This window comes from Limnohabitans sp. (assembly GCF_044361645.1).
GTDB lineage: Bacteria > Pseudomonadota > Gammaproteobacteria > Burkholderiales > Burkholderiaceae_C > Limnohabitans_A.
The window spans coordinates 1-16,219 of the sequence record NZ_JBIKIL010000085.1 but is presented as its reverse complement, the minus strand read 5'-3'; the positions used below and the strand labels follow the sequence as shown (position 1 = coordinate 16,219).

Annotated in this window: 15 protein-coding genes; 6 read left to right on the top strand and 9 right to left on the bottom strand. The window is 60.0% G+C overall.

The window, feature by feature from the left end:
- Positions 1–539 precede the first annotated feature (539 nt).
- Positions 540–1,478 carry a transaldolase gene (gene tal / locus ACIQ39_RS13305; protein ID WP_396435084.1) on the bottom strand — a complete coding sequence of 313 codons (939 nt, stop codon included), beginning with the start codon at positions 1,476–1,478 and terminating at the stop codon, positions 540–542.
- Between the two features lie 83 nt (positions 1,479–1,561).
- Here tal and zwf point away from each other — a divergent pair, with 83 nt between their 5' ends.
- Both zwf and ACIQ39_RS13295 read left to right on the top strand, forming a co-directional pair.
- On the top strand, positions 1,562–3,025 hold the full coding sequence (zwf, locus tag ACIQ39_RS13300) for a glucose-6-phosphate dehydrogenase (RefSeq protein ID WP_396435083.1): 1,464 nt from the start codon (positions 1,562–1,564) through the stop codon (positions 3,023–3,025).
- Positions 3,026–3,631: 606 nt separating this feature from the next.
- The gene (locus ACIQ39_RS13295; RefSeq protein ID WP_396435082.1) at positions 3,632–4,477 is read left to right on the top strand and encodes a MurR/RpiR family transcriptional regulator; all 846 of its coding nucleotides are present in this window, start codon (positions 3,632–3,634) and stop codon (positions 4,475–4,477) included.
- Between the two features lie 58 nt (positions 4,478–4,535).
- Here ACIQ39_RS13295 and ACIQ39_RS13290 read toward each other — a convergent pair whose 3' ends face one another.
- Together ACIQ39_RS13290 and ACIQ39_RS13285 are read right to left on the bottom strand one after the other, a co-directional pair.
- Positions 4,536–5,957, bottom strand: a complete 1,422-nt coding sequence (locus tag ACIQ39_RS13290; RefSeq protein WP_396435081.1) for a sensor histidine kinase N-terminal domain-containing protein — start codon at positions 5,955–5,957, stop codon at positions 4,536–4,538.
- A gap of 22 nt (positions 5,958–5,979) precedes the next feature.
- Positions 5,980–6,687, bottom strand: a complete 708-nt coding sequence (locus ACIQ39_RS13285) for a response regulator transcription factor (RefSeq protein ID WP_396435080.1) — start codon at positions 6,685–6,687, stop codon at positions 5,980–5,982.
- Between the two features lie 132 nt (positions 6,688–6,819).
- Here ACIQ39_RS13285 and ACIQ39_RS13280 point away from each other — a divergent pair, with 132 nt between their 5' ends.
- The 3 genes from ACIQ39_RS13280 (at position 6,820) to ACIQ39_RS13270 (ending at position 9,829) form a co-directional block, all read left to right on the top strand.
- Positions 6,820–7,794, top strand: coding sequence for a Bug family tripartite tricarboxylate transporter substrate binding protein (locus tag ACIQ39_RS13280; RefSeq protein WP_396435079.1), 975 nt, complete (start codon positions 6,820–6,822; stop codon positions 7,792–7,794).
- Positions 7,791–8,255, top strand: coding sequence for a tripartite tricarboxylate transporter TctB family protein (locus tag ACIQ39_RS13275; RefSeq protein WP_396435078.1), 465 nt, complete (start codon positions 7,791–7,793; stop codon positions 8,253–8,255). The genes ACIQ39_RS13280 and ACIQ39_RS13275 overlap by 4 nt, the downstream gene beginning before the upstream one ends.
- An 86-nt stretch (positions 8,256–8,341) precedes the next feature.
- Positions 8,342–9,829 (top strand): tripartite tricarboxylate transporter permease, encoded by a 1,488-nt coding sequence (locus ACIQ39_RS13270; RefSeq protein WP_396435077.1) that lies wholly within the window; start codon positions 8,342–8,344, stop codon positions 9,827–9,829.
- 27 nt (positions 9,830–9,856) lie between these two features.
- Here the strand turns inward: ACIQ39_RS13270 and ACIQ39_RS13265 are convergent, their stop codons facing one another.
- On the bottom strand, positions 9,857–11,257 hold the full coding sequence (locus tag ACIQ39_RS13265) for a hypothetical protein (protein ID WP_396435076.1): 1,401 nt from the start codon (positions 11,255–11,257) through the stop codon (positions 9,857–9,859).
- Positions 11,258–11,332: 75 nt separating this feature from the next.
- Between ACIQ39_RS13265 and ACIQ39_RS13260 the strand changes: the two genes are divergently transcribed.
- On the top strand, positions 11,333–12,421 hold the full coding sequence (locus ACIQ39_RS13260; protein ID WP_396435085.1) for a porin: 1,089 nt from the start codon (positions 11,333–11,335) through the stop codon (positions 12,419–12,421).
- Between the two features lie 813 nt (positions 12,422–13,234).
- Here ACIQ39_RS13260 and ACIQ39_RS13255 read toward each other — a convergent pair.
- The 5 genes from ACIQ39_RS13255 to ACIQ39_RS13235 form a co-directional block, all read right to left on the bottom strand.
- A complete protein-coding gene (locus tag ACIQ39_RS13255) occupies positions 13,235–14,467 on the bottom strand; it encodes a type II toxin-antitoxin system HipA family toxin (protein WP_396435075.1) in 1,233 nt (410 codons plus the stop codon).
- Positions 14,464–14,799, bottom strand: a complete 336-nt coding sequence (locus ACIQ39_RS13250) for a helix-turn-helix transcriptional regulator (RefSeq protein ID WP_396435074.1) — start codon at positions 14,797–14,799, stop codon at positions 14,464–14,466. The genes ACIQ39_RS13255 and ACIQ39_RS13250 overlap by 4 nt, the downstream gene beginning before the upstream one ends.
- 276 nt (positions 14,800–15,075) lie before the next feature.
- Entirely contained in the window at positions 15,076–15,456 is a 381-nt protein-coding gene (locus ACIQ39_RS13245; RefSeq protein ID WP_396435073.1) for a hypothetical protein, read from the bottom strand.
- Positions 15,419–15,712 (bottom strand): DUF6516 family protein, encoded by a 294-nt coding sequence (locus tag ACIQ39_RS13240; protein WP_396435072.1) that lies wholly within the window; start codon positions 15,710–15,712, stop codon positions 15,419–15,421. The genes ACIQ39_RS13245 and ACIQ39_RS13240 overlap by 38 nt, the downstream gene beginning before the upstream one ends.
- Positions 15,713–15,842: 130 nt before the next feature.
- Positions 15,843–16,219, bottom strand: a 377-nt coding sequence (locus ACIQ39_RS13235; protein WP_396435071.1) for an oligopeptide/dipeptide ABC transporter ATP-binding protein, incomplete at its 5' end; no start/stop codon positions are given.

Below are 16,219 nucleotides of genomic sequence, written 5' to 3'. Positions count from 1 at the left end.
CACCGCCACCCAATTTCCCGTCATCGCGAGGAACGAAGCGATCCATGGACTGCCACGTCGCTAAGCGCCTCGCAGTGACGGTAATTAATCCGTCATCGCCACCCAGTTTCCCGTCATCGCGAGGTACGAAGCGATCCATAGACTGCCGCGTCGCTGCGCTCCTCGCAGTGACGGTGGTTTTCCCGTCATCGCGAGGCACGAAGCGGTCCATGGACTGCCACGTCGCTAAGCGCCTCGCAGTGACAGATGTTTTACCGTCATCGCGAGGCACGAAGCGATCCATGGACTGCCACGTCGCTGCGCTCCTCGCAGTGACAAATGTTTTCCCGTCATCGCGAGGCACGAAGCGATCCATAGACTGCCACGTCGCTGCGCTCCTCGCAGTGACAGATGTTTTACCGTCATCGCGAGGCACGAAGCGATCCATAGACTGCCACGTCGCTGAGCGCCTCGCAGTGGGGGTGAAGCGCCATGGCCGTTTCCTCTTTGTCATTGCGAGCGAAGCGCGGCAATCTCTGAAACCGTGGCCTCGGCAAGAATCACATCATGGCCTCCAGCTTCACCGCATCAGCGCAAAAAGCACGAATGCCCTCGGCCAACTTTTCCGTCGCCATGGCATCTTCGTTGAGTGCCAAGCGGAACGAGGCTTGGTCATGCTGCACAGCAGGCAAGTCCATGCCCTGCGCCGCAGCGGCATTGAGCGCCTGGCTCAGCGGTGCCTCGGTGGCGGCCAACTGGGCCAGCAACTCGGGGCTGATGGTCAACAGGTCGCATCCAGCCAGCGCGGTGATTTGCCCGATGTTGCGAAACGATGCGCCCATCACCTCGGTGGCGATGCCGTGTTTTTTGTAGTGGTTAAAAATCGCCCGCACCGACCGCACGCCGGGGTCGTTCGCGCCCGACATGGCCGCCTCGTCCCAGGCGGCTCCGGCCGTTTTTTTATACCAGTCGTAAATGCGCCCCACAAAAGGCGAGATCAGTTGCACTTTGGCCTGTCCACAGGCCACGGCCTGGCAAAACGCAAACAGCAGCGTCAGATTGCAGCGTATGCCTTCGCGCTCCAACTCGGCCGCCGCCTGAATTCCCTCCCAAGTCGCGGCGATCTTGATCAGCACGCGCTCAGGCGGGATGCCTTGTGCGGCATACAAAGCCATGATGCGGCGCGCCCGCGCCACGGTGGCGGCACTGTCAAAGCTCAGGCGGGCGTCTACCTCAGTGGACACGCGGCCGGGAATGGTCTGCAAAATCTCGCAACCAAAATGCACCAACAGGTGGTCCATCACCACGTCCAGCGGCTGGCCCCGGTGCGCGGCCACAGCCTGCGCCAACAAAGGCGCGTACTCGGGCTTTTGCACCGCCTTCAAAATCAAAGACGGGTTGGTGGTGGCGTCTTGCGGCTGGAACTGCGCCAGCTGCTTGAAGTCCCCGGTGTCGGCCACCACGGTGGTGAGTTGTTTGAGCGCGTCGAGTTGGTTCATGGCGATTTGTAAAAGTCTGGCTTGAATTATCCGTGGAATAAAGTTACATTTCAAATCATTATTTTAAGTAACTCAAGAACATCATGGCTTTTGATCTGGTTTTCTTCGGCGGCACCGGCGATTTGGTGTGGCGCAAACTCATGCCCGCATTGTTTCAGGCCTTTCGCCACGACACCTTGCCCGAAGGGGGGCGCATCATCGGCGTGGGCCGTGACGACCTGAGCGACGCGCAATACCGCCAACAAATCCAGTCGCGCTTTGAGCAAGTCGAAGGCGACAAGCGCCCCAAGCCCGAAGAGTTCGCCCGTTTTGCCAGCCTGCTGTGCTACGTGCGCATCGACCTGTCCCAACCCGCTTGCTACGCCGCGCTCACCCAGCGCTTGGCCGAGCGCGAAACCGACAGCGTGGTGATGTATTTGTCCACCGCACCCAGCCTGTTCACCACGGTGTGTGAGCAACTCGCCGCACACGGCTTGAACACCGCCAAAACCCGCATCGTGCTGGAAAAACCACTGGGCCACGACCTGGCCTCCAACCGCGCCATCAACCAGGCGGTGGGCCTGGCCTTCAAAGAGCAACAAATATTTCGCATCGACCACTACCTGGGCAAGCCCGCGGTGCAAAACCTGTTTGCCATGCGCTTTGGCAACGCCTTGTTTGAGCCGCTGTGGCGGCGCGAGCACATCGCTAACATCCAGATCACCATGGCCGAAGAGCTGGGCGTGGAAAAACGCGGCGGCTTTTACGAGACCACGGGCGCACTGCGCGACATGGTGCAAAACCACGCACTGCAACTGCTGTGCGCCATTGCCATGGAGCCGCCCATCAACGCGCACGCCGACGCCATCCGCGACGAAAAGCTCAAGGTGCTGCGCGCCCTGAAACGCTGGACGCCCGAGACCCTCAGCCAGCACGTCATTCGCGGGCAATACAACGCGGGCAACATCTTCGGCCAGGCCGTGCCCGGCTACGGTGATGAGCCCGGTGTCAACCCGCACAGCAGCACCGAAACCTTTGTGGCCCTGCGCACCGAAATCGCCAACTGGCGCTGGGCAGGCGTGCCCTTTTACATCCGCACCGGCAAGCGCATGGCCTCGCGAGAGGCACACATCCAAATCAACTTCCGCCCCACGCCACACGAAATATTCAAAAGCCCGGCGGGCCAAGTGAACAAACTGGTGATCCACCTGCAACCCAAAGACGGCTTAGAGCTGCACCTGTTGGCCCAAGGCCAAAGCAAGCGCGGTCAAGGCAGCGGCGGCGCAACGCTCAGCCCAGTGCACCTGGACCTGGACTTTGACAAACGCTTTGGCAGCCAGCGCGTGGGCGCTTACGAGCGCTTGCTGCTCGATGTGCTCGATGGCCGTCTGAACCTGTTTGTGCGCAGCGACGAACAAGAGGAAGCCTGGCGCTGGGTCGAGCCCATCTTGCAACACTGGCACCACGACACCGTCGGCCCCCGCCCCTACGCCGCAGGCACTTGGGGCCCCAGCGCCTCGAGCGCCATGATCGCGCGCGACGGTTTTAGTTGGTCCGAAGAAACATGACCCCCCGTGTAGGAGCGGTCTCCGACCGCGCAGCAAACACCACAAACCAACCCGTAGGAGCGGTCTCCGACCGCGCAGCAAGCACCACAAACCCACCCGTAGGAGCGGTCTCCGACCGCGATATATTCAACTGAGTGCCCATCGCGGTCAGAGACCGCTCCCACAAAAAAATATCCGCGATGCAAGCAGCACTGAAAACATCTGCGAAGCAAGCACCACAAAACCACCTGTAGGAGCGGTCTCCGACCGCGATGTATTCACCCGAGCGCCCATCGCGGTCAGAGACCGCTCCCACAAAAAAATATCCGCGATGCAAGCACCATTGAAAACATCTGCGAAGCAAGCACCACAAAACCATCCGTAGGAGCGGTCTCCGACCGCGAAACATTCACCCGAGCGCCCATCGCGGTCAGAGACCGCTCCCACAAAAAAATATCCGCGAAGCAAGCACCACAAAACCATCCGTAGGAGCGGTCTCCGACCGCGATACATTCACACGAGTGCCCATCGCGGTCAGAGACCGCTCCCACAAAAAAACAGCAGCGATGCAAGCAGCACTGAAAACATCCGCGATGCAAGCACCAAAAAAACCTCAGGAGATACCTCATGCTGGACCGAATCAAAGCTTGTCTGCCCTCCCTGGCACCGGCTGAGCAACGCGTGGGCAAGCTGGTGCTGGCTGATCCCCGCGCCTTTGCCAAACTGCCCGTGAGCGAGTTGGCCGACCGCGCCCATGTCAGCAAACCCACCGTGGTGCGCTTTTGCCGCAGCGTCGGCTATGACGGCCTGTCCGACTTCAAGCTCAAGCTGGCTGGCAGCGTGAGCGAGGGCGTGCCCTTCATTCACCGCAGCGTGGACGCCGACGACAAAACCAGCGATGTCGCTGTGAAAGTGATCGACAACACCGTGGCGGCATTTTTGAAATACCGCAACGACGCCAGCTTTTTTGCGCTGGAGCACGCGGCCACAGCGCTCGCTGACACCCAAAAAACCAACCGCCGCATCGAGTTTTACGGCGTGGGCAATTCGGGCATCGTGGCGCAAGACGCGCAGCACAAATTCTTTCGCCTGGGCGTCAACGCCATCGCCTACAGCGACGGCCACATGCAGGTTATGAGCGCCTCCATGCTGCGCCCCGGCGACTGCGCGGTGATCATCTCCAACTCGGGCCGCACCCGCGACCTGATGGACGCCTGCGACATCGCCAAAAAGCAAGGTGCCACAACCATCGTCATCACCGCCAGCGGCTCGCCGCTGGCCAGCGCCGGGCAGATCCACCTCACGGCCGACCACCCCGAGGGCTACGACAAATACAGCCCCATGGTCTCGCGCCTTTTGCACCTGCTGATCATCGACATCTTGGCCACCACCGTAGCCCTGCGCATTGGCGAAGCGCTGCAACCGGCGCTGCGCGACATGAAGAAAAACCTGAGCAGCAAGCGTTACACCTGACAGAGCACGCGACCCAGGTCTGGTAGCTTCAGCTTCAGCTTCAGCTTCAGCCTCACATTCACGGCCACGCGAGACGGATCAGTGTGCCTCGCCCTTCAGCGACCGGGCTGACCAAGCTCACCACCGCGCCGTGCTGGCTGGCGATTTCTTTGACGATGGCCAGGCCCAGGCCACTGCCGCTCACACCCGAAGCTGCAGCGCGGTAAAAGCGCTCGAACACATGGGCCTGGTGCTCGGGGGCGATGCCCGGGCCGTCGTCTTGCACCTCCAACCAAGCACCGCCCACCCGCACGGTGATGTGGGTGCCCACAGGGCTGTGGTGCATGGCGTTGTCGATCAGGTTGCGCAGCGCCTCGTGCAGCAACAGCTCTACAGCTTGCACTTCGCTGTGCGCGACCAGCGCCTGCAGCCCCAGGTCGTGGCCTTGCTGGTGGGCCTGCAACAAGTGTTCTTGGGTCACTTGCCGCGCCAGCGCCACCAAGTCCACGCTGTGCGGACTGTGCAGCTCGCGGGCATGTTCGACACGGGTCATGGCCAACAATTGTTCGGTCAGGCGCACCGCCCCGTCGGTGGTTTGCCGTGCCGCCTGCAGCAGCGCCTGGGCTTGCTCGGGCACGGTGTTGCGCTGAGCCAGTGCCAGCTGGGTTTTCAGGGCCGTGAGGGGCGTGCGCAGTTGGTGCGCAGCGTTGTCCAGAAAGCGCTTGCGGATGTCGATCAAGCGCCCCAGTCGATCCAGATAACTGTTGAGCGTGTCGATCAGGGGACGCAGCTCACGCGGCAAATCGGGCGGGTGGATAGGCAAAAAATCATCCTCGGCCTTGTCCGCCAATTGCCGCCTGAAAGCCTCCAGCGGCCGAATGCCCCTTTGCACCCCCCACACCACCAAGAGCGCAGCGGCCAGCAACAGCAAGCCCTGGCTGCCCAAGGTATCCCGAAAAATTTGTTGAATCAATTGCTGGCGCGCCTCCAGCGTCTCGGCCACGGTGATGCGCACGATCGGGTCCTGCAGCGCCGCGCCATCCACCACATGCGTCAGCTGCGCCAAGCGCACCGGCAAGTCCAGGTATTGCCCATCGTCAAACTGCACCAAGGCAAAGTACCGCACCGCCGATTCACGGCGCACGGGCGCATCGGGCAGGGCCGACGCGCCGGCCAGCAGCTGCCCGTCGAGCGTGCTGACTTTGTAAAACAGGCGCGAGCCCGTGTGGTTTTCAAACAGGTAGCCAGCGGCCCGCATCAGGTCCAGCTCGATCCGTCCGTTTTGCCAGCGCATCTCCTCGGCCAGGGTGCGGGCCGCCAAATACAGCGATCGGTCATGCGCCTCGTTGGTCGCTTGCACCGCGTTGCCGTAGGCCACCCAGGCGTTCATGCCGATCAAGGCCGCCAATGGCAACAAGATCCAGCCGAGCAATCGCCTGCGCAAAGACGCCGCAGCACGACTCAAGGGCACTGGGCGAGGTCGGTTGGAACGGTCAAGCATGGGGCTGGAAGACACATCGCGTTCAGCCGCCGAGCCCGCGCGCCGAAGGGGTGGTCAACATGTAACCCATGCCCCGAAAGGTGATGATCGCCACCTCGGGTGCCGCCCCGGGCAAGGTGGCTTCGAGTTTTTTGCGCAAGCGGTAAATCAGCACCTCCACCGCGTCCAGCCCAGTGGCTTCGCCTGCAAACACCTCGGCATGCAGTTGCTCTTTGCTCACGGTGCGTCCGGGCGAAGCCAGCAGCACACGCAGCGCAGCAGCTTCGCGTTGCGTCAGCGCCAGCACCTGCCCTTGCAAGAGTACCGTGCCTGTATCGGTCTGCATCTCCAGCGGCCCCCAACGCAGTGCTGCGGTTTTGGCGCGGCCATGGCGGCGCAGCAAGACCTGCAAGCGGGCTTCGAGTTCACTCAAATCAAAGGGCTTGGGCAAATAGTCATCGGCCCCCATGTTCAGGCCCAGCACCCGGTCCGGCACGCTGGCACGGGCCGTCAAGATGATCACGGGCACCGCATCACCGCGCGCACGCAAAGCCTGCAGCACACTCAAACCGTCTTGCCCCGGCAGCTGCAGGTCAAGCAGGACCGCATCAAACGGGTGACCGGGCTGCAAACAGCGCTCGGCCGCGTGGCCATCGGTGGCAAATTCAACCCCCATGCCGCCTTGGCGCAAGGCGGTGCCCAGCCACAAGGCGATGTCGGGCGTGTCTTCCACCAACAGAATGCGAGGCACTGGGGTATTCACTGAAGCGCTTTGACAGGTGATTGACAGCTTGGCGCTGGTGCGCGCCTCAAAATTGGGCTCAACTGCATTGGGATTACGCCCGGCAGTGTGTTTTTTTTGATTTTCACACAGGAGACCTGCATGTCCATTTCCAAACGCGACTTCCTGGCCCTCGGCGCTGCCGCCGGTGCCACCATGGCCCTGCCCACTTGGGCTCAGGGCAAACCCCTGTTCGAGACGCTCAACATGTTTGTGCCCGCCGCCCCAGGTGGCGGCTGGGACGGCACAGCCCGCGCCATCGAACGCGCCGCCAAAGCCGCAGGCCTGGTGGGCAACATGCAGTTTGAAAACGTCGGCGGCGCAGGCGGCATGGTGGGTCTGCCCCGCTTTGTGAACCAGCGCAAAGGCCAAGGCAACAGCCTGATGGTCGGCGGCTCGGTGATGATCGGCGCGGGCATCGCCAACAAGAGCCCGGTGACCATCAAAGACGTCACCCCCATTGCTCGCCTGACCGAAGAGGCCGGCGTGATCGTGGTGCCCGCAGCGGGCAAGATCAAAACCTGGAAAGAGCTCGAAGCAGCCATCAAAGCCAACCCCAAGGCCGTCTCTGTGGCCGGTGGCAGCGCAGGCGGCACCGACCACCTGATTTTGGGCATGCTGATCAAGGCCTTGGGCAAGAACCCGCGCGAAGCCGCCTATGTGGCCTTTGCTGGCGGCGGCCCCGCCAACGCGGCCATTTTGGGCAACCAAGTGACGGCGGGCATTTCCGGCTACTCCGAGTTTGAAGAGCAAATCAAAGCCGGCAAGATGATTCCCCTGGCTGTTTCGGGCAAAAGCCGCATCCCTGGCGTGAACGTGCCCACCTTGACGGAACTGGGCATCAGCGTGTCCGAATCCAACTGGCGCGGCGTGTTTGCCGCCCCCGGCCTCAGCGATGCCCAGCGCAACGGCTTGATCGACTTTGTCACCCGCCTGACCCAATCGGCCGGCTGGAAACAAGAACTCGAAACCCGCAAATGGACCAACGCCTTCATGACCGAGCGCCCTTTTGAGCGCGATCTGGCCAAAGACATTGCCGACAAAGAAGTCTTGATGAAAGAACTGGGCCTGGCATGACGCCCGTGCGCCTGGCTCTTTTGCTGTTGGCCGTGTGCGGTGTCGCCGCCTGGCAGCTCACGGTCATTCCGCAGTCGATGATGCAGATGACCGTGGGCCCGGTGCTGGCCCCGGCCGCCATCGTGGCGGTGCTGTCACTGGTGGCGCTGCTGTACGGCTGGAGCGCTTGGCGCGGCCGCCAGGTGGACCTGAGCCAGGACGAAGGGCAAGCGCCCTTGCCTGGCTCGACCACCCGCTTGCTCAGCTTGCTGGGCGGTGGCGTGGCTTTCATTGTGCTGGTCATTCCGCTGGGCTTTGTGCTGCCGGGCACGCTGTGCGGCATGGGAATCGCCCGCGCTTTTGACGCACCATTGAACGCCAAATCGGCGCTCATTTGCGGCCTGATCGCCACCGTGTTCTGGATCGTCTTTGCCCGCCTGCTGGGCGTAGGCCTCGGCCCCGCCCTGCCTTGGTGGATTTGATCTGCACACACCCGCCAGCCACGCTTTCCACCCAACGCTCAACGTCCAACGTCCAACGCTGAACGTCCAACCCCAACGGATACCCCATGGAAGCTTTTGACGCCCTGATGGGCGGCTTTGCCATTGCCCTTCAACCCGCCACCTTGATGTGGGGATTCATCGGCTGCTTTGTCGGCACGATGGTGGGTGTCTTGCCCGGCATTGGCCCGGCGCTGACCATCGCTTTGCTGCTGCCCCTGACCTACCATGTGCCCGCCACCAGCATGTTCGTCATGTTCGCGGGCATCTACTATGGCGCGGCCTATGGCGGCTCCACCACCTCCATCTTGCTCAACACCCCGGGCGAATCGGCGGCCGTGGTCACCGCTTTAGAGGGCAACAAAATGGCCCGGCGCGGGCGTGCGGGCCAAGCCTTGGCCACTGCCGCCATCGGCAGTTTTGTGGCCGGCACCATTGGCACCTTGGCGCTGACTTTTTTTGCGCCGCTGGTGGTCGATGCGGCGCTGGCTTTTGGTCCCGCCGAATACTTCAGCCTCATGGTGCTGTCGCTGGTGGCCGTGTCGGCGGTGCTGGGCAACTCCATGCTGCGTGGCCTGGTGGCCTTGGGCTTGGGCTTGCTGCTGGGCATGGTGGGCATTGACCTGCAAACCGGCCAAGCACGCTTCACCTTTGGTCGGCCCGAGCTGCTCGACGGCATCGAGGTCACCGTGGCAGCGGTAGGCCTGTTTGCCGTGGGTGAAGCGCTTTATCTGGCCTGGCAGGGGCGTGAATCCAAAGGCGGCGACGTCATGAAAATGTCGGGCAGCCTGTGGATGAGCAAACAAGACTGGGCGCGCTCATGGAAAGCCTGGTTTCGCGGCGCTTTCTTTGGTTTTCCCATCGGTGCCATGCCCGCAGGCGGGGCCGAGTTACCCACGTTGCTGTCTTATTACACTGAGAAAAAACTCACCAAACACCCCGAAGAGTTTGGCCACGGTGCCATCGAAGGCGTGGCCGGCCCCGAGGCGGCCAACAACGCCGCAGCAGCGGGCGTGCTGATGCCGCTGCTCACCCTGGGCATCCCCACATCGGCCACGGCCGCCATCATGCTGTCGGCTTTTGAGGGCTACGGCATCCAGACCGGCCCCCAACTGTTCAGCCAACAAGGCGGCCTGGTCTGGACCCTGATTGCCAGCCTGTACATCGGCAACATCATTTTGCTGGTGCTCAACCTGCCGCTGGTGGGCCTGTGGGTCAAGCTGCTGAAAATACCGCCGCCCTGGCTGTATGCGGGCATCATCGTCATCTCGACGGCGGGCGTTTACGGTGCAGGCAACTCGGTCTTCAACGTGGGCTTGCTGTTTGTCTTTGGCCTGCTGGGCTACCTGATGCGACGCTTTGACTTTCCGGCCGCCCCCCTCATCGTGGGCCTGATCCTGGCCCCCATGGCCGAGCAGTCCATGCGCCAGGCGCTGACCATCAGCCAAGGCGAATGGTCCACCTTCTTCACCCGCCCCTTGTCGGGCAGCTTGATGGCGGTGTCGGTGTTGCTGCTGATCGTGCCGCCCCTGTTCAAGCGCTGGCGGGCCCACTGAGCGCCGGACTGCACGGGCGCGGCAAGCTCAGCGAGCATTGTTTTGTTTTTTGGGCGCGCTCGTGCGCCTGCTTTGCAGCATGGCCACGTTCATCTCACCATCCAGCGCCGAGGCGTAAAAACGCTCGATCATTTGCACCGATGTGCGGGCGTTGCGGGCCAAGGTCAGCATGTCAATGCCTTGGCCATAGAGCAGGCGAAACATGATGGAGGTGTGGCGCAAGCAATACAGCGTGCGCAAACGGCCCATCGCATCCTCAGAGGCCACGCCCGCCTCGCGCATCACCCACTTGAACCAAAACCCGAGCACCGCCAAGGCGTAGTTGCGGTCAGACTCGGCGGGTAAAAACACGTAGTCATCGGGCTGCCCAAAACCATCTGCACGGGCCTTGACCAAAGCGGCCTCGTACACCTGAACCGCAGGCCTGAGCGTCACCATGGGCACGTCGTGGCGCTTGGTCTGCGGCAGCGTCATGCGCAAATACACACTCGAGCCCCGGATCACCTGAACATGCTTGTGTTTGAGTTGGCGCAAATCGCCCGGCCGCACAAAACTGTTGACCATGAAACGAATGGCCCAGGCCATATCGGGCGGCAAATTCAAGTGGCGCGGCTGCACCCAAAACCGCTCGCGGTGCCCTTTGGACGCTTTGATCTCTGGGGCCGATGCGCCCCAGCGCGACAAACGGTGCGCTGTGCGCACCACCGCCGCGTACTCGGTCAAACTCAGCATAGAGCGCGGCCGGTTGGCCACCTTGATCGAGGGCAACTCGGGCACCTCACGCAAAAAGCCATGCCGAATCGCCAGCTTGAGCAACTTGCGCACCACCACCAAATACTGCGACACCATGGTCGAACTGAGCTGGCTGTCGGTCAAGCGCTTGACAAACGCGTCCATCATCATCAGTGTGACCTGCGAGGGCGGGATGTACTTGAAATGCGGCAACACGTGCGCGTTGAGCCGGTTTTTCAAGATGCCCACCGATGCCGCGCTCAGCTCATTGCGCTGCACACGCTGGTTTTCATGCTCTATGAGTTGGTCTGCCAGCACATCGAAATTGTTGGACCGCATGGCCCCCTGCGTCATGACCGACTCGGTCATGCCCGATCGCCTGGGCTGCACCCGCCGCGGGCTGGGCTGAACAGGGGGGGCATCCTCCCAGTCCTCGGGACCGTCAGCGGGCCCGTCATCGGGCCCGTCAGCGGGGTTTATTGTGGCGATATTGTTATTTGTAACGATTTTAACTTGGGCCCGCCCCAGTTGCGACAGTTTTTCCCATGCGTCGGGGCTGACCACGTAAAACACCGGCTGGTTGTCGTCCAAAATGGCCACGGCCGAGACCCCAGACGCCCCCACGATGTTCATGGGTTTGGACAAAAAATCGTCGAGGCTGGCACACAAAGAACCAAAAAGAGGGCGGACAGACATGGTGCTAGAAATGTATAGAGTGACGCATCCCATACTACCTCTTTATTCGCAAAAAATGTTAGAAATGTAGCTGCTCTGGCTGTTCTGACAGTTTCCAGCGCCGCTTTCGCTCAATCCACAGTGACTTTGTATGGCCGTGTTGACTTGGGCATCAGCTCCAATGGCTCCGCCGCTGGTGTCAAAGGCGCTTCGCCAAAAGTGACCATGGCTTCGGGTGGTGCTGGTGCTTCACGTTTCGGCGTGCGCGGCACTGAAGACCTGGGCGGTGGCTTGAAGGCCAACTTCTTGGTCGAAGCCGGTATGGCCAGCGACACCGGTGGCGTGACCCAGTTGGGCGACCGCAACACCTACGTTGACCTGAGCGGTGGTTTTGGTGGCGTCCGTTTGGGCCGTTTCCTGAACCCACAACTCTTGCAAGTTGGCAAGTTCTCTGCCTTTGGTACTGATTACGTTGGCAACGGCTCGCTGATCATGCACATCGAAGCTGCTCGTTACAACAACGCCATTTCTTACACCACACCCACCATCTCTGGCTTCAGCGCCACCGTGATGACGGCATTTGATGAGTCCAACACTTTCCGTGTTGCTCAGCCACAAGGCGCAACTGCTTCGACCTCCGGCACAGCCAGTAATGCATCGTCTACAACTGGCAATGCAGTGCCTGCCGTGAAGCAGCCGATCAACATTGGTTTGAGCTACAACAACGGCCCCATCTCGGTGGGTGTTGCGCACGCAGAAAACGGTGTGTCGGGTCCTAAAGCCCTGACCAACATCGGTGCCAGCTACGACTTGGGTATGGCCAAAATCATGGCCCAGTATGAAACCAACAGCAACATCACAGCTGCTGCTGGCAAAACTGCCTACTTGGTGGGTGCCACTGCACCTCTGGGTTCTGGCTTGTTGCGCGTGACCATGGGCAAGCGTGACGCTTCTGGCATCGAGTTTGCTGGCGTGCCTTCGATCACTTCGGGCACAAGCACAACAGCCGCTTTCCAACCTGCCAACTCATCAGCCAACATCAGCGCATGGAAGACATTGTCGGCCATTGGTTATGACTACAACCTGAGCAAGCGCACTTCTTTGTACGCTGCTTACGCGCGTAACAAGACCCAAGCTGATGTGTCTTTCAACACATTCCAAGCTGGCGTTGCCCACAACTTCTGATCCCCTGCTGGCGCAAGCCAGTTGAGAGTTAAAAGACTAAAAAACCCACCGTGGCAACGCGGTGGGTTTTTTTTGCTGCTCACTTCAACGATGTGGTCTCAAGCCTGCGCTGTGCCGCTCTGTCCCTTCGCAGCAACCGGCGTTGGCAAACAATGCTTGGCTGCCTTGTTTGGCGTGTAAACCCCAAGCCCAGTGCTCACATGCAGGTCCGTCGCGTGCATCGCGTGCACTGTGCGTGACCATGTCTAAGGCGCAACACATGCTCAAATCAGCACGGGGATGAAACAACAGAAATCAGATTTGCCTTAGGAGATTTGCCAATTAGCCAGCCCCCGCTATGGCATGCAATCGACAGACCGGGCAAATGGTCATTCTCCATGCCATCTGCCTATCAAGGCCCATTTGTCACCACGCTGGCCATGCGCTTTGCAGCAGATCGGCCGCTGACCCAAGTTGGGTCTGGGCCACCTCAGGTAGGCAAGGTCACCGGTATGCGGCAGTTGATGGCGCAAGGGGCTTGGCCGCACCATCCGGCCTGAAAATTTGGCGCAGTTCTCGGCCAACCCGTGTGGATTTTTGCAGCAGGTGGCGGTTTCAGGGCGGGCAGCTGGGCCTGTCCAAGACTTGGCCGCGCATCAAGTTGTGGGGGTCGCAGGTTTGCCGTGTCATCCATTGCCAGCTTGCAGCCGGCAGCGCAGCGCCCAGACAGCCGTGGACAGCTTGGTGTCCGACTTGGTTTTTGGCTTGTGGCACTGACATTTTGGCGATGGTTTAGCCCACCCACGAAACATGGCCGAGCCAGCGCTGTACCGCTTATGCGCCCGACAGCCAATGGCGTTGGCCAATGACCCTTTGGTGCATTGCCTGGCGCGTAGCCCGGCGAACATCAAAGGCTTCGACGATAGTGGCCCACTGGTCCACCACGCCGAGCATGCCATCGAGCCTCTGGGCGGCCCAACGGTGATCCAACCCACCTGTCTTGGCCAATTGCATCAAGTGGCTGCGCTGGATGTTCAAACCCTCACCACAAACATCCATCTGGTGCTCACCGCCCGGACCCTGGCTGTAAGTCAAGTCAAAACACGGCGCTAGTTTCCACTGACGCTGCGCGTCCATCCGGAAAGCCAAATTTTTGGGGTGGTCATCCCGGTTGTGAAACAGCACATTGAAGGTGGCGCGCTCAAACGCTTTTTGGACCTCGCGCTCATCGCGCGTGATCATGCGCGTAGCGCGTAAAAAAGTCGTGTAGTCAACCGCTGACGGAACCCGGAAGTCGGCGTGGAGAAAACCAGCCAAAGAATGGATCGGCACGCGCAACCCTTTCGACAGATCAAAGCGTTCAATGCCCAATGCAGCCTGTTTGGCACTCAAATCAAACACATGGGTGTCGGGCACATCCAAACCGCAAGCTCTGGCCAGTTGAGCATAAAACGCCTCAATGGCACAAACTTCTTTGTTCTCGCCCATGGCCTGAAACTTGACCAACCAGCCTGACCCTGCGGTCATGGGTGCTGTGCTAATGCGAGCTGAAACTGGATCGTAGAAGACGAGTACTTTGGGCCGGGCTCCCTGCGGTGAGCCCCCCAACAAGGCCAAGCGTTGCAGGGTTTCGCTGTCTGCGCCGTGCAATACCAAAGAAGTTTCGTTGGCCAGCGCCTCCAGATCCACCGTGTCGGGCAGGACACCACCCTGCGTGTCGGGCTCGTAAGTGAGCGCACCCATGCCCCGGTGCCCCACGAAACTTAAACGGTCTAATGGGGAGCACAGCTCAGGCTGAAGCCCTTGCTTTCTGAAGAGCTTGTCCATCAGCAACATGCCCCAGCCATCGGGCAATGAGTCTGCAAACAGCCCCGGCAAGCACCACTGATGCGGAGGGAAACGCCCCATGGCCTGCTTTTGCAAAGGCAAATGCCTCGGGGACAAGGACAAGCCTTCGGCCAAGGCTTGGGGTGAATATTCAAACAGCAATTGCTGACCATCGTCGGCCAAGGTGCCCAATGGCCAGTTTTCACCCCAACCTTGGTAGTGAACGTGCACTGTTTTCACAACTTGGCCTCGGCACCACGGCGCTTTCGGGTGACGCGCTGACGAGCAGGTTGTTGCTGTTTCGCCATGTCGGCGATGGACGCGATCACGGGTTTGAACAGCGGCTGCAATTGCGTTTCTTGACCGAGGCACTGAACCAGTTTGATCCAGGAAGTCACCGAACCTTTGCCGGTGTTTTCGAGGGTGTTGAGCGTGCTGCGCGACACGCCCATGCGCTGCGCCATGTCGGCTTGGGCGATTTCTTTTTGTACCCGTAACGCTTTCAAACGTTGCGCCAGAGCTTTTCCAATTTCGTCGGTTGTCGAAAAATTAAAGTCTAAAAATTCAGTCATAAACTTTATTATATCGATTAACGATGAATATTTACAACATTAAAATTCTCACTCCGCCTTGAAGGGGTTAGAAGCGACGCGCAGGAAACCCAAAACGCTCAGCCGCTTGCTGCAAGTCTGCGCGAGAGGGGGAACATTTCATGGGCCAATGGCTCGAATTTTCCCGTGATAAAAAACATGCAGAAAGGCGGCCGATTGCGGTGTAAAAAAACCATCGGCCAGTCACCTGCCGGGCGCAAAACCTGTGCAGGGGTTTTTCTTGAATTAGGACTTGAATCAGTGCGTCAGTGAAACACTGGCATTCAACTCATCCCACGGTGCCGACAGCTTGCGACCATCGCGCAAGAGCAACCCAGCCGACTCCAGCACAGCCACATCGCCGTGAACGTTTTTATAGTCACGCTTCAGTGACAAGGCCAACTCTTTAATATTTTCAGCACCGTGTTGGCGAACGAATTTGAGCAACTCCAAGCGACGGGGTCTCAGCGTTTCCAGCATGGTCTGTACATCCAAGAAGGTGACGTGCGTTTCGCTCAGCTTCTTGCCCGCACTTGCACGACTCCAAGCATGGGTGAAGCGCTTGCCCATATCGACCAAACTGCCGACGTTGACCTGTACTTTATTTGCCTTGTTCATTTTGAAACCTTTCAATGTCATATAGAAAATCTGCCACCAGCTTCTCGGCTGTGGTGAACTTGTAGCTTTTCTCAACATCCAGGATGTGTTTGTGATCGCCTTTGCCGCGCTCATTGTCATAACCCACCATCCGCTGACCATTGCGACCAAAGTACAAGCGATACTTCAACCCGTGAGGTCGTTCTGCGCTGGAAGTGGGCAATTGGCAAATCACCATTTCCACGATGAAGCCATCAGGTAAAACAGCCTTATCGTAAAAAATTCTTGTCGCCTTCATATGGTTTATTTAACCATATATTTATAGCGTTTCAAGGACCATGGTCGTCTCTCAACACGGCCATGACGCGGTTGGTTTTTCGCTTCATCAAACAAGCAAAGCAGCATGTCATCCGCCGAGCCATTCAGACTCACACCACCGCGTGACAAGCGATCTTGATGCCTTTGAAGTCGCGCAGTGCTGGGCGCTCGGCGCGGCAAATCGCCATCACCTGCGGGCAGCGGGGGTGGAAGGTGCAGCCGGTGGGCGGGTTCAGGGGGTTGGGCACTTCGCCTTGCACCGGGGTGCGGGCGCGGCCGGTGTCGTGCATCTTGGGGATCGCGTCGAGCAACATGCGGGTGTAGGGGTGCTGTGGGTTGCCAAACAGCGTGTGTTTGTCGGCCAGCTCGACCAGGCGGCCCAAATACATCACGCCCACTTGGTCGCTCACATGGCGCACCACAGCCAGGTTGTGGCTGATGAACAGATACGTCAGGCCGCGCTCACGCTGCAGGTCTTTCATGATGT